This window comes from Pantoea sp. V106_11 (assembly GCF_029967885.1).
GTDB classification, from domain to species: Bacteria; Pseudomonadota; Gammaproteobacteria; order Enterobacterales; family Enterobacteriaceae; genus Pantoea; species Pantoea ananatis.
In genome coordinates this window covers 312198-337922 of sequence record NZ_JASCAK010000028.1, presented here as the reverse complement: position 1 = coordinate 337922, position 25725 = coordinate 312198, and the positions used below count along the sequence as shown (strand labels likewise).

Below are 25725 nucleotides of genomic sequence, written 5' to 3'. Positions count from 1 at the left end.
AGGCGCCTTTAGGGCGCCTTTCAACATTGGTGGGTCGTGCAGGATTGCCTCGGCCCGGCGGGCCTCGCCCTCCGGGTGATGCTGACGCATCAGCCTGAATCGCTCTGCGATTCAGTCGAACCTGCTGCAGGTTCTCATCCCGCACGCTTAACTACGCGACGCGACAAACGAAAAGAGCGCCCACTGGGCGCTCTTTTCTGAATTGGTGGGTCGTGCAGGATTCGAACCTGCGACCAATTGATTAAAAGTCAACTGCTCTACCAACTGAGCTAACGACCCGCTCGGGGCTGACAACCGCTCAAACACATTCACCAATAATGCCTGAGGTTAAGATGGTGGGTCGTGCAGGATTCGAACCTGCGACCAATTGATTAAAAGTCAACTGCTCTACCAACTGAGCTAACGACCCATCTTCAGGCTTGCCAGACACATCTGCAATGTGTCCCGGCAACGGCGGCATATATTACTGATTTACCGAGGTAGCGCAACCCTTATTTTCTGTTAAAGGGTTCAATTGCCTACCTTTCATGCGGCAAGACCAGAAATCACTCGATATCCGGTCAAACCTGCACAAATTACATACCAGACAACCGTTTTTGCGCCTGCTTAGCAGATTCGGTATCAGGATAAAGTTTGATCACCTGTTGATAAACGGCTTTGGCTTTCGCCGTGTCGTTTTTCTCCTGCATGATCACGCCAACCTTTAACAACGCTTCAGCAGCCTTGGGGGATTTTGGATACTGCTTTACCACCGTGGCGTAATAATACGCGGCGTCGTCTTTCTTGCCTTTGTTATAAAACAGCTGCCCCAGCCAGTAATTGGCATTCGGCTGATACGTCGAATCCGGATAGCGTTTCACCCACGCCTGTAGCGCAGCGATCGCCTGGTCATACTGTTTTTTCTCCAGAATGAGCGCGACAGCAGCATTGTAATCGCTGTTGGCATCACCACTCTGTACCGGCGCACTGCCGCCGGCTGCTGCGGCACCGGAATCCGTGCCAGAGGCTGCTGCCGCGCCCGCACCGGCGCTATCACCGGCACCTGCCGCTGGCTGGCTGGCGTTGCTGTTATTGCTGCTCAGACTGTCGATCTGCTGATAGATCTGCTTCTGGCGCTCAACAACCTGGTTCAGCTGATAGGTATTTTGCTGGATTTCCCCACGCAACGAGTCGATATCCCGCTGGTTATCACTCATCTGCTGCTGCAGTTGCTGCATCAGCTGTGCCTGGGCGTTTGAGATTCTTTCTAGACTGGTGACGCGGTCTTCGACCGAGCCGGAGCCAACGCTACTGATTGACGCTTGGGCATTAGCGGCCCAGGGGGCCGCTACGCCAATCAGTAACGACAGACTCAACAGGTGATGTCTGAAGTTACTAACCATATGATTCTCTTAGTATACCAGTACGGCACGACGGTTTTTAGCGTAAGCCGCTTCGTCGTGGCCCAGAACGGCCGGCTTCTCTTTACCGTAAGAAACGATAGACATCTGGTCAGCTGACACGCCTTTACCTTGCAGATACATCTTAACGGCGTTAGCACGACGCTCGCCCAGGGCGATGTTGTATTCTGGCGTACCGCGCTCATCCGCATGACCTTCGATGGTCACTTTGTATGATGGATTGCTACGCAGGAAGTTAGCGTGCTGATCCAGCATCTGAGCGTAGTCAGACTGAACGTCATATTTGTCCAGACCGAAGTAAACGATGTTGTTCTGTTGCAGCTGTTGCATCTGCAGACGCGCCTGCTCATCAGAAGACATGTTACCGTTGCCGTTCATGCCAGAGTTAGCACCGTAAGCGCCATCAGCACCTGCGCCAGACTGGTCATTGTTGTTATTTTTGTGTGAGCTACACGCCGCAACTGCCATGATTGGCAGAGCCAGCATTAAACCCTTCAGTACTTTGTTCAGTTGCATTTGAAAATTCCCATTATTGTTTATTTTTTTGTAATGTCAGAAAGCTCAAACATTACAGGTACGGCGACCAGGCAGGAAATTTGACCTGTCCATCAGTTGCCGGAAGACGCGCTTTGAAACGACCGTCAGTCGAGACCAACTGCAACACGGAACCCATGCCCTGAGTAGAGCTGTAGATCACCATAGTGCCGTTTGGTGCCAGGCTCGGCGTTTCATCCAGGAACGTGTCCGTTAACGTTTGAACGGCTCCCGTTACCAGATCCTGTTTGGCGACGTGTTGAGCACCGCCACTGGTGCTAATCATCACCATTGATTTACCATCGCTGGCCACATCAGCATCCTGGTTCTGAGCCCCTTCCCAGGTAATACGCTGTGGTGAACCACCATTGATACCAATCTTATAAATTTGTGGTGCGCCAGCCTGGTCAGAGGTGTAAGCCAGCGTCTGGCTGTCCGGGAACCAGGTCGGTTCAGTACTGTTATAACGGCCGTCGGTGATCTGACGAATCTGACCAGAAGCCAGGTCCATTACGTACAGATTCAGGCTACCGGTTTTCGATAAGGCGAACGCCAGTTTGGTGCCGTCAGGCGAGAACGCCGGTGCACCGTTATGACGTGGGAATGAAGCCACCTGACGCACCGCGCCGTTCGAGAGCGTCTGAATAACCAGCGCCGACTTGCCGCTTTCAAAGGTTACGTAGGCCACTTTGCTGCCGTCTGGCGACCAGGCCGGCGACATCAGTGGCTGTGGTGAACGATGCACGACGAACTGATTATAGCCGTCGTAGTCCGCCACGCGCAGTTCGTAAGGGAACTGACCGCCGTTGGTCTGCACCACATAGGCGATACGAGTACGGAATGCCCCTTTGATGCCCGTCAGTTTCTGGAACGCTTCATCACTCACGGTATGCGCCGCGTAACGCAGCCACTGTTTCGTGATTTTGTAAGAGTTCTGCGCCAGCACGGTACCCGGAGCACCTGCCGTATCGACCAGCTGGTAAGATACCTGATAGCTGCCGTCGGCGTTAGGCTGAATCTGTCCTACGACGACAGCATCAATGCCCAATGCACTCCATGCAGCAGGCTGAACTTCCTGCGCGCTGGTCGGCTGCTGTGGCAGGCGAGAACGATCGAGCGGATTAAACTTACCGCTGTTACGCAGGTCAGCCGCGACGATGCCACCGATATCTTCCGGTGCCGCGCCAGGGCCTGCCCACTTGAACGGAACCACACCAATGGGACGCGCGCTGTTGACGCCCTGGGTGATTTCAATGCGAACCTCTGCGTGCAGCACTGCTGCCCACAACAGGATAAAAAAGCCTAACGTTACGCGAAGAGCTTGCTTCATTTTATCTCCCTTATCTGAACCTGAGTCCGCGATAATTGGCACTGTTCCTGAAAACCACGAGTACAACTAGAGTACGGCAAGCTAACCATAGATCAACCTGCCGCCGGTTACTGCATTATTGCGGTCTGAAACGCATCGGCGCGTTTTTAAACACTTCGTACACCGCTTGTGAAGGCGGCTTCGGAATACGTGCCTGCTTCGCTGCCGCGATGGCAGCCTGACAGAGCGCCGGATCGCCCCCTTCTGATTTCACATCAATCAGCATACCGTCAGGAGCAAGTTTAATACGTAAGTCACAGCTTTTGCCGCTATACAGGTCCGCATCGTAAAAACGGCTCTGGATAGCACTGGTAATCTGGCCAAGGTACGCGTTCACATCTGCGCCAGAGGCACCCGCTTTCTTCTGGTTGCCCTGCCCTGCAGCACCGCCAGAGGCGCCGCTTTTCGGTGCATTCTTACCGGACGCTAAGCCGCCCAGCAGATCGTCGACGTCGCTGTCGTTCGCTGCCTCAGCCGCCGCTTTCGCTTTTGCTTCCGCTTTTGCCTTCGCGTCTGCTTTGGCTTTTGCGGCAGCATCGGCCTTGGCTTTTGCTGCGGCTTCGGCTTTTTCTTTTGCGGCTTTCTCTTTGGCTTCAGCCGCCGCTTTCTCTTTAGCTTCCTGCGCGGCCGCGGCTTTAGCTTCGGCGGCGGCTTTCGCTTCTGCCGCTTTGGCTTCTTTAGCGGCTTCCGCTTTAGCCTGCTTCGCAGCTTCAGCCTTGGCCTGTTTCGCGGCCTCGGCAGCCTCGGCTTTCGCCTGTTGTTCAGCCTGTTTCTTTGCTTCGGCCGCGGCGGCTTTCGCCTGTTGCTCAGCCTGCTTCTTCGCCTCGGCCGCAGCCTGCTTAGCGTCTTCCTGAGCCTTTATTTTCGCGTCAGCGGCGGCTTTGGCCTGGGCATCGGCTTCCGCTTTAGCATCCGCTTTGGCTTTCGCGGCGGCCGCCTCGGCCGCTTTCTGCTGAGATTCAGCCTGTTTCGCCGCCGCTTCGGCTGCTTTCTGCTGTTCAGCCTGGGCTTTCGCCTGCTGCTTCGCGTCTTCCTGGGCCTGCAGGCGTTCTTTTTCCAGCTCTTTCAGCCGCTGTTGTTCAGCCGCCTGCTTCTGCTGGAGCTCTTCGGCCTGCTGTTGTGACTGTTTCTGGCGCTGCTGCTCGGCACGCTGACTGTCGCTTTGCTGATTCTGCTGACGATTATATTGCTCAACCACCGCACCGGGATCGACCATAACTGCCTCGATATCGCTCCCGCCGCCGCCGCCACTGGCTTCAATGTGCTCATTAAATGAGCTCCATATCAGCAGCGCAATCAGCACGATATGCAGAATCACCGAAATGATTATCGCGCGCTTTAATTTTTCGTTTTGCTCGGTTGCCTTCGACACACTCGGTTCCCAAAAACGGTTCGACTTTAAATCGGCTGCGTCATCAAACCGACAGATTTAACTCCAGCCTGATGCAGCAGGTTCAGCGCCTTAATGATTTCATCATAAGGGACCTCTTTGGCACCGCCGATCAGAAAGACAGTTTTCGGATTGGCTTCCAGACGACGTTGCGCTTCGCTAATCACCTGTTCAGGGGGTAGCTGCGATAAACGATCGTGATCCACCACCATGCTGTATTGGCCCACACCGGACACTTCTACAATTACAGGCGGATTATCATCACTGGAAACCGTCTTCGAATCCGTCGCATCCGGCAAATCCACTTCCACGCTTTGGGTAATGATCGGGGCCGTCGCCATAAAAATCAGCAACAGCACCAGCAAGACGTCCAGCAGTGGAACAATGTTGATTTCCGACTTTAGCTCGCGGCGACCGCGACCACGCACTCGGGCCATCATTTACCTCTGTTTACTTAGCGCTGTCGCTGGAAAAAGCCTGACGATGCAGGATAGCCGTGAACTCTTCCATGAAGTTGTCATAGCCCTGTTCCAGTTTATTGACGCGCTGGTTCAGTCGGTTATAAGCCATTACCGCAGGAATTGCCGCGAATAAACCGATAGCGGTCGCGATCAACGCTTCTGCGATACCCGGCGCAACCATCTGTAGCGTGGCCTGCTTTACGGCGCCCAAGGCAATAAAGGCATGCATAATCCCCCACACCGTACCAAACAGACCAATATACGGGCTGATGGACCCTACGGTGCCAAGGAAGGGAATGTGATTTTCCAACGCTTCCAGCTCACGATTCATGGAAATGCGCATCGCCCTGCTCGCCCCTTCCACTGCCGCCTCAGGCGCATGGTTGTTGACCCGATGCAGACGTGCGAACTCTTTAAAGCCGGCGTAAAAGATTTGCTCCGAGCCTGCCAGCTCTTCGCGACGCGCCTGACTTTCCTGATACAGGCGAGAAAGCTCAACGCCGGACCAGAATTTGTCTTCAAAGGCATCAGCTTCCCTTCCCGCCGCATTCAGAATACGCGTGCGCTGGATAATGATTGCCCATGAAGCAATCGAAAAGCCGATCAAAATCAACATGATAAGTTTGACCAGAAGGCTCGCCTTCAGGAACAAATCAAGAACGTTCATGTCAGTCACTGCTTGAACTCCGCGACAATAGACTTGGGAAGCGCAATCGGCTTCATTAGGTGTGGGTTGATGCAGGCAATCAGGACTTCTGCCTCATTGAGCACTTTGCCTTCTGCATTCACGATACGCTGGGTAAATGTCATCGTCGCCCGGGTCATTGAAGTCACTTCACTCTGAATTTCCAGAAGATCGTCAAGACGCGCCGCCGAAAGATAGTCCACCGTCATGCGCCGCACCACAAAAGCAATCTGCTGTTCTAACAGCGTCTGCTGATTGAAATGATGCTGACGCAACATTTCGGTACGTGCTCGTTCATAAAAAGCGATATAGCTGGCGTGATAAACCACACCACCGGCATCGGTATCTTCATAGTAGACCCGAACCGGCCAGCGAAACAGCGTTGTACTCACTCTACATCCCGGCCTCGTTTTAAACGTTGCTACTATACGCAAGACAATTGGGGTTGGGAATGGGCTGCCAGGGCCAGGAGAAAATAATTATCAGTTGGTTACAACCGGAAGGCTTTAGTGGAGGTTTCTTGACCAGACGCTGAAGTAAACTCACGCTTCAGCGTAAAATGCTGATGGGCTGTCAGAGATAAAACCGGCTTACGCCCCACAAGAGTATCACTAATGCGGGTAAAGGGGTAAACAGAGCACGCCAGCGTAATCGTCGCGGACGAAACCCAACACCGTAAATCACGCCGGTGCATACCGCCCAGATGAGCAACACGGCCTGCCACAGCAGAATGCCGCCAGCACCGCTGGCATAACGTGCGGGATTCCACAGCAGACATCCCGCCAGCCAGAGTGCCAGCACCAGTGAAAGGGCCCGGAACGGGCCCTTATCCATCAGACGACAGATCGTCTGTAGCCATCCGCTCATCAGGATTGTCGATCCGATGCGGCGCTGTCTTCGATATGCTCTATGGCCAGCGCCGTGATGATACCAAAGGCGCAGGCCAGCAAGGTGCCAAGAATCCAGGCAAAATACCACATGTGTTGACTCCTTATCAGTACAGTGAGTTGCTGTTGCTCTCAACATGCTCTTTGGTAATACGGCCAAACATCTTCCAGTAACACCAGCTGGTGTAAAGCAGGATGATGGGCACAAAAATAATCGCGGCAAAGGTCATGGTTTTCAGCGTCAGCAGACTGGAGGTTGCATCCCACATGGTCAGACTGGTGCCCGGTACCGTGCTGGAAGGCATAATAAACGGAAACATGGCAATACCGGCCGTCATAATGACGCAGGCAAGCGTCAGTGAAGAGAACACAAACGCCCATGCGCTTTTGTGCATACGTGAGCACAGCACCGTCAGCAGAGGCAGCACAACGCCCAGCAGTGGGAACAACCACAGCACGGGATGCTGCTGGAAATTCACCATCCAGGCACCGGCTTCGCGCACCACGGTTTTACCCAGCGGATTCGAGGCCGCATAGTGATCAAGCGTACTGGTCACCACATAACCGTCAATGCCGTACTTCACCCACACGCCCGCCAGTGCGAAGCACACCATCATCACCAGCGTGGAAATCTGGGTCGTGGCGCGTGCGCGCAGGTACAGTTCGCCGTTCGTGCGCATCTGCAGGTAGGTTGCGCCCTGCGCCAGTATCATGGCGACGCTCACCACCCCTGCCAGCAGGCCAAAGGGATTAAGTAACTGGAAGAAGTTACCGGTGTAATACAGGCGCATATACTCATCAGCATGAAACGGCACACCCTGGAGCAGGTTGCCAAAGGCCACGCCAATCACCAAAGGAGGGACGAAGCTGCCGATAAAAATGCCCCAGTCCCAGGCGCCGCGCCAGCGCTTGTCTTCAATCTTAGAGCGGTAATCAAAGCCCACCGGACGAAAGAACAGCGACGCCAGCACCAGAATCATTGCCACATAAAATCCTGAAAACGCTGCCGCATAAACCATCGGCCAGGCGGCAAACAGCGCACCACCCGCAGTAATTAACCAGACCTGGTTACCGTCCCAGTGCGGCGCAATGGTGTTAATCATTACCCGACGCTCGGTATCGGTGCGTCCCAGCAGGCGCGTCAGCATGCCCACGCCCATATCAAAGCCATCAGTGACGGCAAAGCCCACCAGCAAAATGCCGATCAGCAGCCACCAGACAAAGCGCAGAACTTCGTAATCAAACATGGCGGTTCTCCTTATCCACGTACCGGCTGAACGGTTTTCGCCATCTGCTCATGGTGATAACGACCCGTTTTCAGGCTACTTGGACCCAACCGGGCAAATTTAAACATCAGGTACATCTCGGCGACCAGGAACAGGGTATACAGACCGCAGATCAGCCCCATGGAGAACAGGATATCCCCAACGGTGAGCGACGAGTTCGCCACGGCCGTTGGCAGCACTTCGCCTATCGCCCAGGGTTGACGGCCGTACTCCGCCACAAACCAGCCTGCTTCAACCGCAATCCACGGCAGCGGAATGCCATACAGCGCGGCCTTGAGTAACCAGCGATGTTTGCCGATACGATTACGAATGACGCTCCAGAACGACAGCGTGATAACGCCGAGTAACAGCACGCCGCAGAGCACCATGATGCGGAAGGCAAAATACAGCGGCGCCACGCGTGGAATGGAATCCTGTGTTGCCTGCTTGATTTGCGCCTCGCTGGCATCTGAGACGTTTGGCGTATAGCGCTTCAACAACAGACCATAACCCAGATCTTTTTTGCTGTGATTAAAGGCATCACGCACGGCCGGATCGGTATTCCCGCTGCGCAGTTCATTTAACAGTGCGTAGGCTTTCATCCCGTTACGAATGCGAACTTCATGTTGGGTCATAAGCTCTTTCAGGCCCGTTACCGGCGTATCCGTAGAACGGGTGGCGATGAGTCCCAGCAGATAAGGAATTTGAATGGCGTAGTGGTTCTCTTGTGATGCCTGATCGGGTAGACCGAACAGCGTAAAGGCAGCCGGAGCAGGCTGGGTTTCCCATTCGGCTTCAATGGCCGCCAGCTTGGTTTTCTGCACATCGCCCATTTCGTAACCGGACTCGTCGCCCAACACGATGACTGACAATACGGCTGCCATACCGAAACTTGCCGCGATAGCAAAAGAGCGTTTGGCAAACGCCGTGTCGCGGCCTTTCAGTAAATACCAGGCGCTGATGCCTAAAATAAACATGGCACCGGTGGTGTACCCTGCCGCGACGGTGTGAACAAATTTCACCTGGGCGACTGGATTTAAGACCAGCTCAGAGAAGCTCAGCATCTCCATGCGCATGGTTTCAAAGTTAAACTCAGAGGCAATTGGGTTTTGCATCCAGCCGTTTGCCACCAGAATCCACAGCGCCGACATATTGGATCCCAGCGCCACCAGCCAGGTCACGGCCAGGTGCTGAACTTTGCCCAGCCGATCCCAGCCGAAAAAGAACAGGCCAACAAAGGTGGACTCAAGAAAGAAAGCCATTAATCCTTCAATAGCTAACGGCGCGCCAAAAATATCGCCGACATAATGAGAATAGTAAGACCAGTTGGTGCCGAACTGAAACTCCATGGTCAGTCCGGTCGCCACGCCCAGCGCAAAGTTAATACCAAATAACTTGCCCCAGAATTTTGTCATATCCTTATAAACTTGTTTGCCGCTCAGCACATAGACCGTTTCCATTATCGCCAGCAAAAACGCCATACCGAGCGTTAAAGGTACGAAAAGAAAATGGTACATGGCTGTTAAGGCAAACTGTAAACGCGACAGCTCGACAATATCTAGCATAATGACTCCTTGCTCCTCACCTTAACTCTGTATCCGTACAGACTGAATAAGAGTCAGGAACGACTGATTATTGATTCCAGTTTTGTCATCGACAGGACAGTTCTGTGTGCGGCCTGGGATGAGGGCGTAACCGTTAGCGGTAACCTGTGAAACACCAATGCAGCCGCGTGGTTCAGACGTTTAACAGGGCATAATTTAAAAATTGATGCTTTCCCGTATTTGAACAAACGTTTGATTATTTTTTTAAAAGGCTGGATTGATGCAGCGCAATTTAAGCGCTTAACCGCGCCCTTTGCTAGCAGTAAAGTTTGTTATATATGGCAGGAAATTGATTTGGAATAAGGAAATAATGTGGGGAATATGTTTAAACGGAAGCTTTGTTAAAAATGTGTCACCGGGCAATTTAATTTTATATAAATATTTAACTTTATAGCGTGTTTAATAACGCCCATTCTTTTTGCGCCCCAAAAGCCAGGTCAGATAAAGCATAGCAAACACCACGGAAATACTTAAGATTATTTTATGTTATTTAAGGCACGACGCCAATCAGTTATGCGGCAAAAAGGCGTGCTCAGGTTTAAGCAATAAAAAAAGCCACCCGAAGGTGGCTTAATGCATTCCGCTCAGACCGCTTATTTGGCTGGCAGAACCGCTTTCACGGCATCGCCGATGTCAGCCAGGCTGCGTACGGTTTTCACACCTGCGGCTTCCAGCGCAGCAAACTTCTCGTCTGCCGTTCCTTTACCACCGGCAATGATGGCGCCAGCGTGGCCCATACGTTTGCCCTTCGGTGCCGTTACGCCCGCAATGTAGCCGACAACCGGCTTGGTCACGTGCTCTTTGATGAACGCAGCAGCTTCTTCTTCCGCACTACCACCGATTTCACCGATCATGACGATCGCTTCAGTCTGTGGATCGTCCTGGAACATTTTCAGGATGTCGATGAAGTTTGAACCCGGGATCGGGTCGCCGCCGATGCCGACACAGGTAGACTGACCGTAACCGATATCGGTGGTTTGCTTAACGGCTTCATAGGTCAGGGTACCGGAACGCGAGACGATACCGACACGGCCAGGCTGGTGAATGTGGCCCGGCATGATGCCGATCTTACATTCGCCAGGGGTGATCACACCCGGGCAGTTTGGCCCGATCATGCGCACGCCTGCTTCATCCAGCTTCATCTTCACGGTCAGCATATCCAGCGTTGGGATGCCTTCGGTGATGGTGATGATCAGCTTGATACCGGCATCGATAGCTTCCAGGATACCGTCTTTGCAGAACGGAGCTGGCACATAGATAACGGTTGCGGTCGCGCCTGTGGCTTCAACGGCTTCACGCACGGTGTTGAACACCGGCAGGCCCAGATGGGTCGTGCCGCCTTTGCCCGGGGTTACGCCGCCAACCAGCTGCGTGCCGTATGCCAGCGCCTGCTCAGAGTGGAAAGTTCCCTGTCCGCCGGTGAATCCCTGGCAAATGACTTTGGTGTTTTTGTCGATCAAAATGGACATTATTTACCCTCCGCAGCAGCAACAACACGCTGTGCCGCGTCTGTCAGACTGGTTGCTGCAATGATGTTCAGACCACTGTCCGCCAGTTTCTTAGCGCCCAGTTCAGCGTTGTTACCTTCCAGACGTACCACGACCGGTACGTTAACACCGACTTCTGCTACTGCACCGATGATGCCGTCTGCGATCAGGTCGCAACGCACGATGCCGCCGAAGATGTTAACGAATACCGCTTTCACCGCGTCGTCAGACAGGATGATTTTAAAGGCTTCGGTTACGCGCTCTTTGGTCGCGCCGCCGCCGACATCCAGGAAGTTCGCTGGCTGGCCACCGTGGTGCTTAACGATGTCCATCGTACCCATCGCGAGGCCTGCGCCGTTAACCATACAACCGATGTTGCCTTCCAGCGCAACATAGTTCAGTTCCCACTGTGTCGCGTGCGCTTCACGAGGATCTTCCTGGCTTGGATCGCGCATTTCACGCAGCTCTGGCTGACGGAACAGGGCATTGCCATCGGCACCCAGTTTGCCATCCAGACAGATCAGGTCGCCCTGCTTGGTGATCACCAGCGGGTTGATCTCAACCATCGCCAGATCGCGCTCCAGGAACATGGTGGCCAGACCCATGAAAATTTTGGTGAACTGGCTGACTTGCTTACCGGTCAGGCCCAGTTTAAAGGCTAACTCACGGCCCTGATAAGGCTGTGGACCGGCCAGTGGATCAAGCGCCATTTTGTGGATCAGGTGTGGCGTTTCTTCTGCCACTTTCTCGATTTCCACGCCGCCTTCGGTCGATGCCATAAAGATGACGCGACGGGTTGCACGGTCAACCACGGCACCCAGGTACAGCTCCTGATCGATATCGGTTGCCGCTTCAACCAGAATCTGGTTTACCGGCTGACCATTGGCGTCAGTTTGGTAGGTCACCAGACGTTTGCCCAGCCAGTTTTCAGCGAAAGCACGGATGTCTTCTTTGCTGTTAACCACTTTCACACCGCCCGCTTTACCGCGGCCACCGGCATGAACCTGACATTTAACTACCCACGGGCCTGCACCGATTTTCGATGCCGCTTCTTCTGCTTCACGTGGTGTAGTACAGGCGTAGCCGGTCGGTGCTGGCATGCCATACCGTGCAAACAGCTGTTTAGCCTGGTATTCGTGTAAGTTCATGATGTTCTATCCATTCAGATCTGAAAAGAGTATTGAGATTGGGCACGCAACGCGTGCCCAGTGATGAATCAGACATCCAGCAGCAGACGCGCCGGATCTTCCAGCATCTCTTTCACTGCGACCATATAGCCGACAGATTCACGACCATCGATTAAACGGTGATCGTAGGAGAGAGCCAGGTACATCATTGGCAGGATCACAACCTGACCATTGACCGCCATAGGACGATCTTTAATGGCGTGCATACCCAGAATCGCGCTCTGTGGCGGGTTGATGATTGGCGTAGACATCAGCGAACCGAACACACCACCGTTGGTGATGGTAAAGTTACCGCCCGTCAGATCGTCAACCGTCAGCTTGCCGTCACGGCCTTTCACTGCCAGTTCTTTAATTTTCTTCTCGATGTCAGCCATGCTCAGCGCATCAACGTCACGCAGGACAGGCGTCACCAGTCCGCGTGGCGTAGATACGGCAATACTCACATCGAAATAGTTGTGGTACACCACGTCTTCGCCATCGATAGAGGCGTTGACTTCTGGATAACGCTTCAGCGCTTCGACCACGGCCTTGATGTAGAAAGACATAAAGCCCAGACGCACACCATGACGCTTCTCGAACGCATCGCCGTACTGCTTACGCAGATCCATAATCGGCTTCATGTTGATTTCGTTGAAGGTAGTCAACATGGCGGTGCTGTTCTTGGCTTCCAGCAGACGCTCCGCGACGCGCTTACGTAAACGCGTCATCGGAACACGTTTTTCGCTGCGGTTGGCAACAGGCTGCTGAGCCGTTGCTGCACCCGCCGCTGGCGCGGCGGCTTTCTCAGCCTGCGGTTTGTTCGCCAGATGTTTTTCAACGTCTTCACGCGTTAAACGTCCGCCCACGCCGGTGCCTTTGATCTGCGCAGCGTCAAGATTATGCTCCGCAATCAGGCGACGGATCGCCGGGCTGAGCGCATCGCTGCTCTCTTCTTCAAGCGACGCTGTCTGACGCTGGGCTGGCGTGGTGTCATTGCTTTCCGCTTTGGCACTGCTTTCTTTACCCGCACTGTTGCCTTCTTTCAGGCGACCCAGGATCTGGCGGGACGTAACGGTTGCCCCTTCGTCTTCCAGCACGGCTTCCAGCACGCCATCGGCAGATGCCGGCACTTCCAGCACGACTTTGTCAGTTTCAATTTCGACGATGACTTCATCGCGGCTGACTGCATCGCCTGGTTTCTTGTGCCAGGTTGCTACTGTGGCATCTGCAACCGATTCAGGCAGGTCGGGAACGAGAATATCTACGCTACTCATTATCTTTCCTTTTAATTAATTGACGTTCAGTGCGTCATTAACCAGGTCTTGCTGCTGTTGTTGGTGTACGGACATATAACCCACGGCCGGAGAAGCCGATGCCGGGCGACCTGCATAACGCAGGGTGGCACCAAACGGCACGACATCACGGAAATGATGCTGGCTACAGTACCAGGCGCCCTGGTTCAGAGGCTCTTCCTGGCACCAGACAAAGTCCTGTACGTGAGAATAGGCTTTCAATGCTTCCTGTACCGCCTGATGCGGGAACGGGTAAAGCTGTTCGATGCGCACGATGGCAACATCGGTTTTCTCGTCTTTACGACGCTGTTCCAGCAGATCGTAGTAAACCTTACCGGAGCACAGCACGACGCGTTTCACGCCCTGCGGATCCAGATCGTCGATCTCACCAATGGCTGGCTGGAAACTGCCGTTTGCCAGTTCATCCAGCGACGAGATCGCCAGCGGATGGCGTAACAGCGACTTCGGCGACATCACCACCAGCGGACGGCGCATCCCGCGCAGCGCCTGACGGCGCAGCATGTGATACACCTGAGCCGGCGTCGACGGGACGCAAACCTGCATGTTCTGCTCGGCGCAAAGTTGCAGATAGCGTTCCAGACGGGCAGAGGAGTGTTCCGGGCCCTGACCTTCGTAGCCATGCGGCAGCAACATCACCAGGCCACACATACGGCCCCACTTCTGTTCGCCAGAGCTGATGAACTGGTCAATCACCACCTGAGCACCGTTGGCAAAGTCACCAAACTGCGCTTCCCAGATGGTCAGCACGCGCGGCTCAGCCGTGGCGTAACCGTATTCAAACGCCAGCACGGCTTCTTCAGACAGCACAGAATCCCAGACTTTGAACTCGCCCTGGCTGTTATGAATATGGTGCAGCGGCGTATAGGTTGAACCGTTAGCCTGGTTGTGCACGACCGCATGGCGATGGAAGAAGGTTCCACGACCGGAGTCTTCACCCGAGAGGCGAACCGGAATACCTTCATCCACCAGCGTGGCGTACGCCAGATTCTCGGCACCGCCCCAGTCGAACGCTTTCTCGCCTTCGGCCATCAGCTTGCGATCGTTATAGATCTTGGCCACGCGCGATTGCACTTCAATCTGCTCAGGGACCTGGCTGATACGCAATGCCAGTTCCTTCAGGCGTTTCATGTCAACCTGTGCCGGATAAGGCTCATCCCATTCGTGGTTCAGATAAGGCGACCACGTGAAGGAGTGCAGGCTCATCGGACGCCATTCCGGCACCACGCATTCGCCCGCATCGAGCGCATCGCGGTACAGGTTCACCATCTCGGTGGCATCTTCCTGCGACGCGACACCTTCGCCTTCCAGACGATCGGCGTAAATTTTACGCGGCGTCGGATGCTTTTTGATTTTCTGGTACATCAACGGCTGGGTAGCACTTGGCTCATCCGCCTCGTTGTGACCATGACGGCGATAGCACACCAGATCGATAAACACATCGCGTTTGAAGGTATTGCGATAGTCCAGCGCCAGGCGGGTAACAAAGGCTACCGCTTCCGGATCGTCAGCATTGACGTGGAAAATCGGTGCCAGCACCATCTTGCCGATGTCAGTACAGTACGGGGTTGAACGCGCATCTTTCGGGTTGGAGGTGGTAAAACCAACCTGGTTGTTAATGACGATACGTACCGTGCCGCCCACTTCGTAGCCGCGCGCCTGAGACATGTTCAGGGTTTCCTGAACCACGCCCTGACCAATCACCGCCGCATCACCGTGAATGGTGATAGGCAGCACTTTATTGCTGACCGGTTCGGCCAGACGATCGAGACGTGCACGTACCGATCCCATGACCACCGGGCTGACAATTTCCAGGTGAGACGGGTTAAACGCCAGCGCCAGATGCACCAGACCACCTTCGGTTTCGATATCCGAAGAGAAGCCCATGTGATACTTCACATCACCTGTGCCCAGATGCTCTTTGTGTTTACCGGAGAATTCGTCGAACAGATCCTGTGGCTTTTTACCCAGTACGTTAATCAGTACGTTAAGACGGCCACGGTGCGCCATCCCCAGTACCACTTCACGTGTGCCGCTTTTGCCCGCATGACGAATCATCTCGCGCAGCATCGGCACCAGCGCATCACCGCCTTCCAGCGAGAAGCGTTTTGCACCCGGGAATTTCGCGCCCAGATATTTTTCCAGCCCTTCTGCCGCGGTCAGCTCTTTCAGGAAACCTTTTTTCTCTTCGCCACTGAATGACGTCTGGCTCGCACCGGATTCGATACGCTGCTGGATCCAGCGTTTCTCTTCGGTGTTATTGATGTGCATATACTCTGCACCAATCGAGCCACAGTAGGTCTGCTTCAGCGCGTCGAACAGATCGGCCAGCTTCATGGTTTCTTTGCCAATGGCAAAAGAACCTACGTTAAAGCTTTCCTGAAAATCGGCGTCGGTCAGATCGTGAAAGGCAGGATCGAGATCGGCAACGCGGTCCTGTTTCCACAGGCCAAGCGGATCGAGATTTGCTTCCTGATGTCCGCGGAAACGAAACGCGTTGATCAGCTGCAGCACTTTCACTTGTTTGGAGTTGGTTGCCGGATCGGTAACTGAGGAGGTGTAACGAGATGCGTCTTTCGCCAGGCGACGGAAATATTCGCGAGTTGCGGAGTGGAACTGCTCAGGTTTCACTCCCGTGCCTGGTAACTGTTGGAACATCGAGCGCCACACTGCATCCACAGAGTCAGGATCGGTCAGGAAATCCTCATAGAGTTGCTCTATGTAAGACTGATTCGCGCCGGCCAGCCAGGAGGAGTCCAGCCAGGGCTTCATCGCGCTGTTCTGCATTGTGATCCCTTAAGCAATGTTATGCTTTTTTGAGGTTTCATTTGTTGCCGCTTTCGCGGTTTGCCGTAGTGAGTTCAGCGATACGAGCACTGTGCGCAGCGCGCGCCCGGCCCGTAAGGGAACCTTTGTAAACGTGGTCGGGACCGCGTTTACAGAGGCTTCCGTAAAATACCGGGAACCTGAGGTTCCCGGTGGTACAACTACGCGCTGCGTTGCAGCAGCATCGACTTAATGTGGCCGATAGCGCGCGTCGGGTTTAGCCCTTTAGGACAAACACTTACACAGTTCATGATGCTGTGACAGCGGAAAACGCTGAATGCATCGCTCAGATTATCCAGACGCGCATCCGTTTCCGTATCACGGCTGTCAATCAGGAAGCGGTAAGCGGCCAGCAGGCCTGCAGGACCAATAAACTTGTCCGGGTTCCACCAGAACGACGGGCAAGAGGTTGAGCAACAGGCGCAGAGAATACACTCATACAATCCGTCCAGATGCTCACGCTCGCCCGGCGACTGCAGATGCTCACGCGCTGGCGGGTTTTCACCGTTATTCAATAAGAAAGGCTTAATTTTCTCATACTGGGCATAAAACTGGCCCATGTCCACCACCAGGTCGCGCACGACCGGCAGGCCCGGTAGAGGACGGATAACGATTTTCTGCTTGCCGTTGCCTAACGCCGAGACCGGCGTGATGCAGGCCAGGCCGTTTTTCCCGTTCATGTTCAGGCCGTCTGAGCCGCACACGCCTTCACGGCATGAGCGACGAAACGCCAGGGTAGGATCCTTCTCTTTCAGACGGATCAGCGCATCCAGCAGCATCATGTCACGGCCGTCTTCCGCTTCCAGGGTATAGTCCTGCATGCGCGGTTTGTCATCGACGTCCGGGTTGTAACGATAGATCGAAAATTCAAGTCTCATGATGATCTCCGCAATTAGTAGGTACGCGCTTTCGGCGGGAAGGCCGCACGCAGTTTCGGTTGCATGTTCACCTCACGGCGCGTCATGCTTTCCGTTTGCGGAACATAGAGGCTATGGCACAGCCAGTTGGCATCATCACGTTCCGGATAGTCGAAGCGGCTGTGTGCGCCACGGCTCTCAGTGCGGTAGTTGGCCGCCACTGCGGTGGCATAAGCGGTTTCCATCAGGTTATCCAGCTCAAGGCACTCAATACGCTGTGTATTGAAGTCAGGTGAGCGGTCATCCAGGCGCGCGGACTTCAGACGCTCACGGATCTCTTTCAGTTCAGCAAGCCCTTCACGCATCGCATCGCCTTCACGGAATACCGAGAAGTTGTTCTGCATGCAGCGTTGCAACGCCTTGCGGATTTCAACCGGATCTTCACCCGTGGTGTTATTTTCCCAGCGGTTGAAACGCGCCATCGCGGCATCAATGTTTTCCTGGCTGGCTTCACGCAGCTCACCCTGCTCTTCCAGACATTCAAGCAGATGCACGCCAGCCGCGCGACCGAAGACCACCAGGTCCAGCAGCGAGTTGCCACCCAGACGGTTCGCCCCGTGTACCGATACGCAGGCGATTTCACCCACCGCGAACAGGCCAGGAATCACTTCGTCTTCGCCCTGCTCATTCACACGCAGCGCCTGACCGGTGACTTTGGTTGGCACGCCGCCCATCATGTAGTGACAGGTTGGGATAACCGGAATCGGCTCTTTAATCGGGTCAACGTGAGCAAAGGTACGGGACAGCTCAAGGATGCCCGGCAGGCGCGATTCCAGCACTTCCGCACCCAGGTGATCGAGTTTCAGCTTGATGTGCGGGCCCCATGGACCGTCGCAACCACGCCCTTCACGGATCTCCACCATCATCGAACGGGCCACAACGTCACGACCGGCGAGGTCTTTGGCGTTAGGCGCATAGCGCTCCATGAAACGCTCACCGTGTTTGTTCAGCAGATAACCGCCTTCACCACGACAGCCTTCAGTGACCAGTACGCCAGCACCGGCGATACCGGTTGGGTGGAACTGCCACATTTCCATATCCTGCACGGGCACGCCCGCGCGCAGCGCCATGCCAACACCGTCGCCGGTATTGATGTGGGCGTTCGTCGTGGACTGATAAATACGTCCTGCACCGCCCGTCGCCAGAATGGTGGCCTTGGCTTTGAAGTAAACCGTTTCGCCGGTTTCCATGCAGATTGCCGTACAGCCTACGATGGCACCGTCGTCATTTTTGACCAGATCCAGTGCATACCATTCGGAGAAGATAGTGGTTTTATTTTTCAGGTTCTGCTGGTACAGCGTATGCAGCAGTGCGTGGCCGGTACGGTCGGCCGCTGCGGCAGTACGCGCCGCCTGCTCACCGCCGAAGTTTTTCGACTGACCACCAAACGGACGCTGATAAACGCGGCCGTCATCAAGACGGGAGAAGGGCAAGCCCATGTGCTCCAGTTCCAGAATCGCTTCCGGACCGACGTGACACATGTATTCAATCGCGTCCTGGTCACCGATGTAGTCGGAACCTTTGACGGTGTCATACATATGCCATTCCCAGTTATCGTCATGGGTGTTACCCAGCGCAACGGTGATTCCGCCCTGCGCGGAGACCGTATGGGAACGGGTCGGGAAGACTTTGGACAACAGGGCACAGGTCTGGCCCGACTGGGAGATTTGCAACGCCGCGCGCATACCCGCGCCGCCTGCGCCGATCACCACGGCATCAAATTCTCTTACTGGTAAACTCATTTACACACCCCACACCACAACAAATCCATAAATTGCATATGACAACAGCGCCACTACGATGACCAACTGCAACAGCAGACGCGTTGCCAGCGGTTTAACGTAGTCCGTTAAGACCTGCCACATACCGATCCAGCCGTGGATCAGAATGGAAAACAGCGTCAGGAGCGTGAACACTTTTGTAAATGCAGAAGCGAAGAAGCCACGCCAGATGTCATACGTCAGCGTGTCTGTCATCACCACGAAACCGAGGAGATAGATGATGTAAAGCGTGATGAGGATTGCCGTCGCGCGCAGCAGCAGCCAGTCCTGAATGCCATTGCGACCCAACGCGGATGCATTGCTTACCATACGAGGACTCCTGCTAAAATTGAAAGCACGACAGTAATACCAAACGTCACCTGCGCAGAACGCTTACCTGCTTCGAGCGTTTCGGCCAGATAACCAAAATCCATTAACATATGACGTATCCCGCCCACTGCATGATAGGCCAGCGCAGTCAAAATGCCCCACATGATGAACTTCGCAAAGAAGCCATTCATGACAGATGCAGCGTGCTGGAAACCTTCAGGAGAAGAGAGGGAAAGACCGAGAAGCCATAACAGGATGCCGAGAGCAACCAGGGTGATGACGCCGGAGACGCGGTGAAGAATGGACGATATTGCAGTAACGGGAAACCGGATCGTCGAGAGATCCAAGTTGACAGGTCTTTGTTTTTTCACGGTTTTGCCCACACAGCTCTTTTTTATTTTGCTTCCTCCGGACATAAGACCTGAACCCTAAACGTGTTCAGACTTTATCCGTCACCAAAATAGCAACATCCAGTGTTAAATGACGTGTTACAAACGCTGGGTGGCTCCTGGTGTCAGGGTATTCCGGAGACCTGGCCGGAAGTATAGGACGATCACATTCTGATTACAATTCCCCTACAAACTCTTTGGAGAATTTTGGGTGGAACAGTGATCATTCTCACGTTTTTCACAATTCATACAAATTTAATTATCTGATTTGACAATAGTTCAACAATTCAGTTACAAACTATCCCGATAAAATCCTATGATGCACAAAAGTTATGGGGATACACTTTCTCCTAAGCTCAAGTTATGTAACATTGCCACTAACAGCTTTTAAAACCATCAGGTTATTGGTTACAAAGAAGTTATGTCCTGACCGGATCTTTAACAACCGCGATATGCACATGTCACGGCTTTACATTTCCTGTGGAACGCGCCTCTCACTCTGTACCCTTCACTGCTTATAATGCAGAGTGACATCGTGAAGTACTGCCTAAATGCAACATGCGCGCGTTTCAGGTGTCGAAAGATCCTTACCTGCCCAAGGCGCTATGGAGACGAAAATGACAGATAAAAAAGTGACGCTAACCCTACCCGACGAAAAGCCTATTGAACTGAAAGTGCTGCAAGGCACGCTGGGCCAGGATGTCGTCGATGTCCGCGAACTGGGTTCTAACGGCCTGTTTACCTTCGATCCTGGTTTCACGTCTACCGCGTCCTGCGAGTCAAAAATCACCTTTATCGATGGCGATGAAGGTATCCTGCTTCACCGTGGTTTTCCCATCGATCAGTTGGCCACCCACTCTAACTACCTGGAAGTGTGCTATATCCTGCTAAATGGTGAAGCCCCGACGCAGAAACAGTTTGAAGAGTTCAAAGTCACCGTTACCCGCCACACCATGATTCATGAGCAGATCACGCGTCTGTTCCACGGCTTCCGTCGCGACTCACATCCAATGGCTGTGATGTGCGGCGTGACTGGCGCCCTGGCCGCGTTTTATCACGACTCGCTGGATGTGAACATTGAGCGCCATCGTGAAATCGCCGCTTTCCGCCTGCTGTCTAAAATGCCTACCATGGCAGCGATGTGTTACAAGTATTCAATCGGCCAGCCGTTCGTTTATCCACGTAACGACCTTTCCTACGCCGGTAACTTCCTGCACATGATGTTTGCAACGCCTTGTGAAGAATACAAGGTCAACCCTGTGCTTGAACGCGCCATGGATCGCATTCTGATTCTGCATGCCGATCACGAGCAGAACGCCTCAACCTCAACCGTCCGTACGGCAGGTTCATCAGGCGCTAACCCGTTTGCCTGTATCGCGGCCGGTATCGCCTCCCTGTGGGGACCGGCGCACGGTGGCGCAAACGAAGCCTGTCTGCGCATGCTGGAAGAGATCAGCACCGTTGAACACATTCCTGAGTTCGTGCGCCGTGCTAAAGACAAAAACGACTCCTTCCGCCTGATGGGCTTTGGTCATCGCGTTTACAAAAACTATGACCCACGCGCGACCGTCATGCGTGAAACCTGTCATGAAGTGCTGAACGAGCTGGGCATGAAAGATGACCTGCTGGAAGTGGCGCTGGAGCTGGAACACATTGCGCTGAACGACCCGTACTTCATCGAGCGTAAACTCTATCCAAACGTGGACTTCTACTCCGGTATTATCCTGAAAGCCATGGGCATTCCGTCTTCCATGTTTACCGTGATTTTTGCCATGGCACGTACCGTTGGCTGGATCGCCCACTGGAAAGAGATGCACGACGAAGGCATGAAAATTGCCCGTCCGCGTCAGCTGTATACCGGTTATACCGAGCGCGACTTTACGTCACAGCTGGATAAATAAGCCTGTCGCCTGGGCGAATATCGCACCGGGCCATCGACGACAAAACGGCTATGCTGACAAGGCATAGCCGTTTTTTTTGCCCGAAGGATGCAGGTTCCGTTGAGGCCGGACAGGTTTAACCTTATCGCTAAAGATGCTGTCGGATCACGGCAAAATGTTACTTTTTCGCGGCTGTTTCGCCAGCCTGAGCCGCTCTGAATTTGCGCCACTCATCCCGCGTCACCTCCCAGAGTTCAGAGTCATGTTCGCCTGAAACATAGCGTTGCTTTCCCGTTCTGATACAACGCATACCGCTTTTAACCGAGATAGCGACCGACCGCACGTTTGCTGCGGCTTTGGGCGTTCTTAATACCGGTTTATTCAGCACATTGAACCAGTAATCGGTAACGGCATTGCTGGCCTCCGACATGTAACCCTGCCCCTGCCAGTGGGGTACTAACCAGAAGCCGCGATGGTTGTCCGGCGTGTCCATCAGGCTGATGACCCCGATCAGCATCGTCTCCGCTTCCCTGCGCCGTATCGTCCAGTACCAGCCTTTTCCCGCCTCAACAGCGGGTAATGCCACGTTCGCAACAAAGTCTCTGGCGGCGCCGTCCGGATAGGGCCAGGGCACCGAATCGATCAGGTAACGGACAATTTCCCATTGGGGAAACGCCACCTGAATCGCATCCGCGTCCTGCAGGGTGAGCGGTTTTAAAACCAGCCGTTCGGTCAGGATTTCAGGCGTCATGATGATCTCCCTGCAGCAGAAAACGGAATGATTAACGGAGCCTGCCCGTCAGGCCCGCCTGTCTTTTATACCTGACAGCCCGGACACCAGTAAAATGGCCGGGAGGATAAAACGCCCTTCTCAATCACCGTGCCGCAGCGCCGACACGTCTTGCCCTGACGATGAAAGACTTCAAAACGAAAGGCAGCTTCGCTGTGATACTTTTTCATTGTGCCACGCATGCGGTAGGCATGACGCGGTACGGACAGCAGCGCGTCGCTGAAGGCGTCAAGCTGTGACTCGCTCAGTGACTGCGCGTTATGGTGTGGAAGCAGTTGTGCCAGCCAGAGGATCTCCACGCGCAGATAGTTGCCTAATCCGGCCAGAAACGCCTGGTCGAGTAATAAACCGCTGAACTGGCGACGGCGGAAGCGCGCTGAGAGCAGGCGCTGCTTTACCTCCTCCGGCGTCAGCGCGTGGCTTAACACATCAGGCCCAATGCGATTCAGGAACGGATGACTGGTCAGGGTTTCCGCATTCAGCAATTCAATATCCGAAGCGCTGTAAAGCAGGATGGCCTGGTCTGCCGTTGCCAGGCGCACACGTAACTGCCGTTTAGTCTCGGGCTGCACGTCTGGCGACACGATGCGCCAGACGCCGTAAAGTTGATTATGCGAATAGAGCGTCAGACCATTGCTGAAATGTGTCAGCAACGCTTTGCCGCGCGTTTCAATCGACTCTACCTTTTCCCCCACTAATGTGGGCTCGTAAGTTTTTAATGCAGGGAAAGCAAACCAGACGTCGGCCAAAGGCTGCCCGACAATGGCCATTTCAAGCTGATCCGCCACACGGCGAATCTCCGGTCCTTCTGGCATCACTCGTCCTCTTAATGGGTTGCGCCACCCGCTTCCTTGAGATCGTTGGCGGTTTCCAGCGTGGTCTGCACCGCAATTTTCAGCGCCTCGATCACGGTTGCGGCGGGCATGCTGGGTGCGCCAGGATGGTGGACCGCCTGCTCTGGCAGGTAAGGGATATGAATAAATCCGCCACGCGCCGCGCTGTCATGTTGATGCAGCCAGTGCAGCAGACCATACATCACCCGGTTACAGGTAAAGGTGCCGGCGGTTTGCGACACCGAAGCCGGAATACCGGCTTTGCGCACGGCCGCCACAATGGCTTTGATCGGCAGGCGTGAAAAGTAGGCGGCCGGGCCATCCTGCGCAATCGGCTCATCCACGGGTTGATGGCCCGCGTTATCGGGAATGCGGGCGTCATCGACGTTAATGCCGATGCGCTCGACGGTGATATCGCTGCGCCCGCCCGCCTGCCCCACAGCAATAATGGCATCCGGCTTAATCTCTTCCAGCGCCTGATACAACACGTCCAGCACCTCGCTAAAGACCACCGGCAGTTGGCGCGTCACGATACGTGCCCCGCCAATCTGCTGGCCTTCAAGCGCGCTAACCGCCTGCCACGAGGGATTAATGGATTCGCCACCAAAGGGCTCAAACGCCGTCATCAATACCGTTTTCATGCTGCCTCACAGAAACATCAGGAAATAGAGTAAAAACACGTTAACAATTAACAGTAGCACACCGGTTGGGACCTGAGCTTTGATGACCGCGTTACGATCCGGCAACTCCAGCAGCGCGGCGGGCACGATATTAAAGTTCGCGGCCATTGGTGTCATTAAGGTTCCGCAGTAGCCGGAAAACATGCCGATTGCCGCCATGACAGCCGGATTACCACCATGTTGTAGCACCAGAATGGGAATGCCCACACCGGCGGTAATAATCGGGAAAGCGGCAAAGGCGTTGCCCATGACCATAGTTAACAGCGCCATGCCAACAGCGTAAACGGTCACGGCAATAAAGCGGTTATCGACCGCCAGATAATGTTCGGTCAGATGCGAGATGGCGCCGCCCACGCCCGCAGCGGTGAACAACAGCCCCAGCGTGGCCAGAATTTGCGGTAGCAGGAAAGCCCAGCCCACACAATCCAGCAGACGCCGGGTTTCCTGCATCGACTGAACCGGCTTCTCATGCGTCAGTTTCATGGCGATTAGCCAGCCCAGCAGGCAGCCCACCGTCATGGAAAACAGCGTGACCAGGGTGGAATGATTGCCGGGTCCAAATACCCCGTTCTGCAAACCGGGAATATTATTAAAGGCCAGAACGCCAACCACCGTTACGACAGGAATCGCTAACGCAGGCAGAAAGAGTTTATTTTTAAGGCGTTGTGCGCTGGCCTCTTTTTCCTCTTCGCTACGTTGATGGTAGCGACCAAGCTTTACGCCACCACAGCCGGCAATTAAGCCCATCAGCACAACTGCCACGCCCACGGTAATATGCAGGGTGCGCGTGCCGCTCTGTGTTGATCCCATCAGCTGTGACATCAGCTGCGTTGTCCAGTCCCCCACCAAAAAAATCAGACCGTATAAGCCCCAAAACAGGCCGGTGGTAAAGCGACGTGGGTTCCCGCTGTCACGCCAGGATAAAAAAGCCACGACCAGCAGAATCACGCCAGCCAGCCACATCAAATATTGTTGCTGGAACATTAGCGATCTCCTCTGGCGTTGATGGCCTGGCTGTTGATGGCACTCAGTTCACGCGCGAGCTGACGGTCCAGCCTTATCAGGCGCGCGGAGTGAATCAGAAAAGCCGCAATGGCCGTTGGAATGCCCCACAGCGCGATATGCAGCGGCTCGGTCTGAATACCGGCGGACTCCTGCATAAAGTTGTGCATAAAGATGATGGCGCCAAAGGCGACAAAGATATCTTCGCCAAAGAACAGGCCGACGTTATCCGTCGCAGCGGACATGGCTCGCAGGCGATGGCGAATCTCAGGCGACAGTTCACCGTAACGGCTTTCGCTGGCCCCTTCGGCCATCGGTGCCAGCAGCGGTCGCACCATTTGCGGGTGACCACCCAGGCTGGTCAGCCCCAGCGCCGCAGTGATCTCGCGTACAAACAGGTAGATGATGAGCAGTCGCCCTGCCGTCGCCGTTTTAATCTGTGCGATCCACGTCTGGGCGCGCTGTTTCAGACCATGGCGCTCCAGCAGGCCAATGACCGCCAGCGGCAACAGCAAAATAAGCGGCAGATTGCGGGTATTCAGGAAGCCCTCGCCCAGTTTTTGCAGAATATCGCCCAGCGGCATCATGGCGGCAATCCCGGTGACGAAGCCCGCAACGATCACCACCAGTACCGGATTAAAGCGTAAAACGAAGCCTGCGACGATGGCAGCAATGCCCAGTAGTGGCCAGAGATTCACTACGCTGTCCATATTTTCCCCTTGTGATAGACCAAAAAAAGCCTGAGCTTATCAGCCCGGCG

The 25725-nt window shown here is 54.4% G+C and carries 25 protein-coding genes, 2 tRNA genes and 1 other RNA gene; 1 reads left to right on the top strand and 27 read right to left on the bottom strand.

All coding sequences use genetic code 11. The features are described 5' to 3' along the window. Nucleotides 1-27 precede the first annotated feature (27 nt). From QLG08_RS12300 to sdhC, 22 genes are all read right to left on the bottom strand, one after another. Nucleotides 28-159, bottom strand: a non-coding RNA gene (locus QLG08_RS12300) — RtT sRNA. A 44-nt stretch (nucleotides 160-203) separates the two neighbouring features. Further along, nucleotides 204-279, bottom strand: a tRNA-Lys gene (locus QLG08_RS12295). Between the two features lie 54 nt (nucleotides 280-333). Further along, nucleotides 334-409 (bottom strand) — tRNA-Lys (locus tag QLG08_RS12290). Nucleotides 410-575: 166 nt separating this feature from the next. Beyond that, nucleotides 576-1382, bottom strand: a complete 807-nt coding sequence (gene cpoB, locus QLG08_RS12285) for a cell division protein CpoB (RefSeq protein ID WP_013025077.1) — start codon at nucleotides 1380-1382, stop codon at nucleotides 576-578. 9 nt (nucleotides 1383-1391) lie between these two features. Then, entirely contained in the window at nucleotides 1392-1916 is a 525-nt protein-coding gene (gene pal, locus QLG08_RS12280) for a peptidoglycan-associated lipoprotein Pal (protein ID WP_014593199.1), read from the bottom strand. Between the two features lie 52 nt (nucleotides 1917-1968). Then, nucleotides 1969-3264, bottom strand: a complete 1296-nt coding sequence (gene tolB / locus QLG08_RS12275) for a Tol-Pal system beta propeller repeat protein TolB (RefSeq protein WP_014593198.1) — start codon at nucleotides 3262-3264, stop codon at nucleotides 1969-1971. A gap of 115 nt (nucleotides 3265-3379) precedes the next feature. Continuing rightward, nucleotides 3380-4675, bottom strand: coding sequence for a cell envelope integrity protein TolA (gene tolA, locus QLG08_RS12270; protein ID WP_013025074.1), 1296 nt, complete (start codon nucleotides 4673-4675; stop codon nucleotides 3380-3382). Nucleotides 4676-4701: 26 nt separating this feature from the next. Next, nucleotides 4702-5130, bottom strand: coding sequence for a colicin uptake protein TolR (tolR, locus tag QLG08_RS12265; RefSeq protein WP_014606291.1), 429 nt, complete (start codon nucleotides 5128-5130; stop codon nucleotides 4702-4704). A 13-nt stretch (nucleotides 5131-5143) separates the two neighbouring features. Continuing rightward, a complete protein-coding gene (gene tolQ, locus QLG08_RS12260; RefSeq protein ID WP_013025072.1) occupies nucleotides 5144-5830 on the bottom strand; it encodes a Tol-Pal system protein TolQ in 687 nt (228 codons plus the stop codon). Next, nucleotides 5827-6231, bottom strand: a complete 405-nt coding sequence (ybgC, locus tag QLG08_RS12255) for a tol-pal system-associated acyl-CoA thioesterase (protein WP_013025071.1) — start codon at nucleotides 6229-6231, stop codon at nucleotides 5827-5829. Before ybgC ends, tolQ begins: the two co-directional genes overlap by 4 nt. Before the next feature lie 181 nt (nucleotides 6232-6412). Next, the gene (gene ybgE / locus QLG08_RS12250) at nucleotides 6413-6706 is read right to left on the bottom strand and encodes a cyd operon protein YbgE (RefSeq protein WP_105078735.1); all 294 of its coding nucleotides are present in this window, start codon (nucleotides 6704-6706) and stop codon (nucleotides 6413-6415) included. Further along, a complete protein-coding gene (gene cydX / locus QLG08_RS12245) occupies nucleotides 6706-6819 on the bottom strand; it encodes a cytochrome bd-I oxidase subunit CydX (protein ID WP_013025070.1) in 114 nt (37 codons plus the stop codon). The genes ybgE and cydX overlap by 1 nt, the downstream gene beginning before the upstream one ends. A gap of 14 nt (nucleotides 6820-6833) precedes the next feature. Beyond that, the gene (gene cydB / locus QLG08_RS12240; RefSeq protein ID WP_013025069.1) at nucleotides 6834-7973 is read right to left on the bottom strand and encodes a cytochrome d ubiquinol oxidase subunit II; all 1140 of its coding nucleotides are present in this window, start codon (nucleotides 7971-7973) and stop codon (nucleotides 6834-6836) included. Between the two features lie 11 nt (nucleotides 7974-7984). Next, on the bottom strand, nucleotides 7985-9556 hold the full coding sequence (cydA, locus tag QLG08_RS12235) for a cytochrome ubiquinol oxidase subunit I (RefSeq protein ID WP_019104975.1): 1572 nt from the start codon (nucleotides 9554-9556) through the stop codon (nucleotides 7985-7987). Between the two features lie 632 nt (nucleotides 9557-10188). Beyond that, nucleotides 10189-11064: a succinate--CoA ligase subunit alpha gene (gene sucD / locus QLG08_RS12230; RefSeq protein ID WP_013025067.1), complete on the bottom strand. Its 876-nt coding sequence runs from the start codon at nucleotides 11062-11064 to the stop codon at nucleotides 10189-10191. Then, nucleotides 11064-12230: an ADP-forming succinate--CoA ligase subunit beta gene (sucC, locus tag QLG08_RS12225; RefSeq protein ID WP_013025065.1), complete on the bottom strand. Its 1167-nt coding sequence runs from the start codon at nucleotides 12228-12230 to the stop codon at nucleotides 11064-11066. Before sucC ends, sucD begins: the two co-directional genes overlap by 1 nt. Nucleotides 12231-12298: 68 nt before the next feature. Beyond that, the gene (gene odhB / locus QLG08_RS12220) at nucleotides 12299-13522 is read right to left on the bottom strand and encodes a 2-oxoglutarate dehydrogenase complex dihydrolipoyllysine-residue succinyltransferase (protein ID WP_282472951.1); all 1224 of its coding nucleotides are present in this window, start codon (nucleotides 13520-13522) and stop codon (nucleotides 12299-12301) included. 15 nt (nucleotides 13523-13537) lie between these two features. Then, a complete protein-coding gene (sucA, locus tag QLG08_RS12215; RefSeq protein ID WP_013025063.1) occupies nucleotides 13538-16345 on the bottom strand; it encodes a 2-oxoglutarate dehydrogenase E1 component in 2808 nt (935 codons plus the stop codon). A 200-nt stretch (nucleotides 16346-16545) separates the two neighbouring features. Continuing rightward, on the bottom strand, nucleotides 16546-17262 hold the full coding sequence (locus QLG08_RS12210) for a succinate dehydrogenase iron-sulfur subunit (protein ID WP_013025062.1): 717 nt from the start codon (nucleotides 17260-17262) through the stop codon (nucleotides 16546-16548). A 14-nt stretch (nucleotides 17263-17276) separates the two neighbouring features. Beyond that, nucleotides 17277-19043, bottom strand: a complete 1767-nt coding sequence (gene sdhA, locus QLG08_RS12205; RefSeq protein WP_013025061.1) for a succinate dehydrogenase flavoprotein subunit — start codon at nucleotides 19041-19043, stop codon at nucleotides 17277-17279. Further along, nucleotides 19044-19391 carry a succinate dehydrogenase membrane anchor subunit gene (gene sdhD / locus QLG08_RS12200; protein ID WP_013025060.1) on the bottom strand — a complete coding sequence of 116 codons (348 nt, stop codon included), beginning with the start codon at nucleotides 19389-19391 and terminating at the stop codon, nucleotides 19044-19046. After that, entirely contained in the window at nucleotides 19385-19807 is a 423-nt protein-coding gene (sdhC, locus tag QLG08_RS12195) for a succinate dehydrogenase cytochrome b556 subunit (RefSeq protein WP_013025059.1), read from the bottom strand. Before sdhC ends, sdhD begins: the two co-directional genes overlap by 7 nt. 590 nt (nucleotides 19808-20397) lie before the next feature. Here sdhC and QLG08_RS12190 point away from each other — a divergent pair. Continuing rightward, nucleotides 20398-21681, top strand: a complete 1284-nt coding sequence (locus QLG08_RS12190) for a citrate synthase (RefSeq protein WP_014606294.1) — start codon at nucleotides 20398-20400, stop codon at nucleotides 21679-21681. Between the two features lie 157 nt (nucleotides 21682-21838). Here the strand turns inward: QLG08_RS12190 and QLG08_RS12185 are convergent, their stop codons facing one another. From QLG08_RS12185 to QLG08_RS12165, 5 genes are all read right to left on the bottom strand, one after another. Further along, nucleotides 21839-22411: a GNAT family N-acetyltransferase gene (locus tag QLG08_RS12185; RefSeq protein ID WP_014593193.1), complete on the bottom strand. Its 573-nt coding sequence runs from the start codon at nucleotides 22409-22411 to the stop codon at nucleotides 21839-21841. A gap of 65 nt (nucleotides 22412-22476) precedes the next feature. Then, nucleotides 22477-23265, bottom strand: coding sequence for an endonuclease VIII (nei, locus tag QLG08_RS12180; RefSeq protein ID WP_282472950.1), 789 nt, complete (start codon nucleotides 23263-23265; stop codon nucleotides 22477-22479). Nucleotides 23266-23276: 11 nt separating this feature from the next. Then, nucleotides 23277-23924, bottom strand: a complete 648-nt coding sequence (pcp, locus tag QLG08_RS12175) for a pyroglutamyl-peptidase I (protein WP_014593191.1) — start codon at nucleotides 23922-23924, stop codon at nucleotides 23277-23279. Between the two features lie 6 nt (nucleotides 23925-23930). Beyond that, entirely contained in the window at nucleotides 23931-24947 is a 1017-nt protein-coding gene (locus QLG08_RS12170) for a DUF979 domain-containing protein (protein WP_014593190.1), read from the bottom strand. Further along, the gene (locus tag QLG08_RS12165; RefSeq protein WP_013025053.1) at nucleotides 24947-25675 is read right to left on the bottom strand and encodes a DUF969 domain-containing protein; all 729 of its coding nucleotides are present in this window, start codon (nucleotides 25673-25675) and stop codon (nucleotides 24947-24949) included. Before QLG08_RS12165 ends, QLG08_RS12170 begins: the two co-directional genes overlap by 1 nt. Nucleotides 25676-25725: the final 50 nt, after the last annotated feature.

Excerpts from the sequence above, each read along its gene's own strand:
- sdhC (WP_013025059.1), bottom strand. The coding sequence starts at position 19,807 with ATGTCCGGAGGAAGCAAAATAAAAAAGAGCTGTGTGGGCAAAACCGTG.
- cydB (WP_013025069.1), bottom strand. The coding sequence starts at position 7,973 with ATGTTTGATTACGAAGTTCTGCGCTTTGTCTGGTGGCTGCTGATCGGC.
- tolB (WP_014593198.1), bottom strand. The coding sequence starts at position 3,264 with ATGAAGCAAGCTCTTCGCGTAACGTTAGGCTTTTTTATCCTGTTGTGG.
- cydA (WP_019104975.1), bottom strand. The coding sequence starts at position 9,556 with ATGCTAGATATTGTCGAGCTGTCGCGTTTACAGTTTGCCTTAACAGCC.
- QLG08_RS12170 (WP_014593190.1), bottom strand. The coding sequence starts at position 24,947 with ATGTTCCAGCAACAATATTTGATGTGGCTGGCTGGCGTGATTCTGCTG.
- QLG08_RS12185 (WP_014593193.1), bottom strand. The coding sequence starts at position 22,411 with ATGACGCCTGAAATCCTGACCGAACGGCTGGTTTTAAAACCGCTCACC.
- ybgE (WP_105078735.1), bottom strand. The coding sequence starts at position 6,706 with ATGAGCGGATGGCTACAGACGATCTGTCGTCTGATGGATAAGGGCCCG.
- cydX (WP_013025070.1), bottom strand. The coding sequence starts at position 6,819 with ATGTGGTATTTTGCCTGGATTCTTGGCACCTTGCTGGCCTGCGCCTTT.
- sdhA (WP_013025061.1), bottom strand. The coding sequence starts at position 19,043 with ATGAGTTTACCAGTAAGAGAATTTGATGCCGTGGTGATCGGCGCAGGC.
- QLG08_RS12190 (WP_014606294.1), top strand. The coding sequence starts at position 20,398 with ATGACAGATAAAAAAGTGACGCTAACCCTACCCGACGAAAAGCCTATT.
- QLG08_RS12165 (WP_013025053.1), bottom strand. The coding sequence starts at position 25,675 with ATGGACAGCGTAGTGAATCTCTGGCCACTACTGGGCATTGCTGCCATC.
- odhB (WP_282472951.1), bottom strand. The coding sequence starts at position 13,522 with ATGAGTAGCGTAGATATTCTCGTTCCCGACCTGCCTGAATCGGTTGCA.
- sucD (WP_013025067.1), bottom strand. The coding sequence starts at position 11,064 with ATGTCCATTTTGATCGACAAAAACACCAAAGTCATTTGCCAGGGATTC.
- pcp (WP_014593191.1), bottom strand. The coding sequence starts at position 23,924 with ATGAAAACGGTATTGATGACGGCGTTTGAGCCCTTTGGTGGCGAATCC.
- nei (WP_282472950.1), bottom strand. The coding sequence starts at position 23,265 with ATGCCAGAAGGACCGGAGATTCGCCGTGTGGCGGATCAGCTTGAAATG.
- sucC (WP_013025065.1), bottom strand. The coding sequence starts at position 12,230 with ATGAACTTACACGAATACCAGGCTAAACAGCTGTTTGCACGGTATGGC.
- QLG08_RS12210 (WP_013025062.1), bottom strand. The coding sequence starts at position 17,262 with ATGAGACTTGAATTTTCGATCTATCGTTACAACCCGGACGTCGATGAC.
- pal (WP_014593199.1), bottom strand. The coding sequence starts at position 1,916 with ATGCAACTGAACAAAGTACTGAAGGGTTTAATGCTGGCTCTGCCAATC.
- cpoB (WP_013025077.1), bottom strand. The coding sequence starts at position 1,382 with ATGGTTAGTAACTTCAGACATCACCTGTTGAGTCTGTCGTTACTGATT.
- sucA (WP_013025063.1), bottom strand. The coding sequence starts at position 16,345 with ATGCAGAACAGCGCGATGAAGCCCTGGCTGGACTCCTCCTGGCTGGCC.
- tolR (WP_014606291.1), bottom strand. The coding sequence starts at position 5,130 with ATGGCCCGAGTGCGTGGTCGCGGTCGCCGCGAGCTAAAGTCGGAAATC.
- sdhD (WP_013025060.1), bottom strand. The coding sequence starts at position 19,391 with ATGGTAAGCAATGCATCCGCGTTGGGTCGCAATGGCATTCAGGACTGG.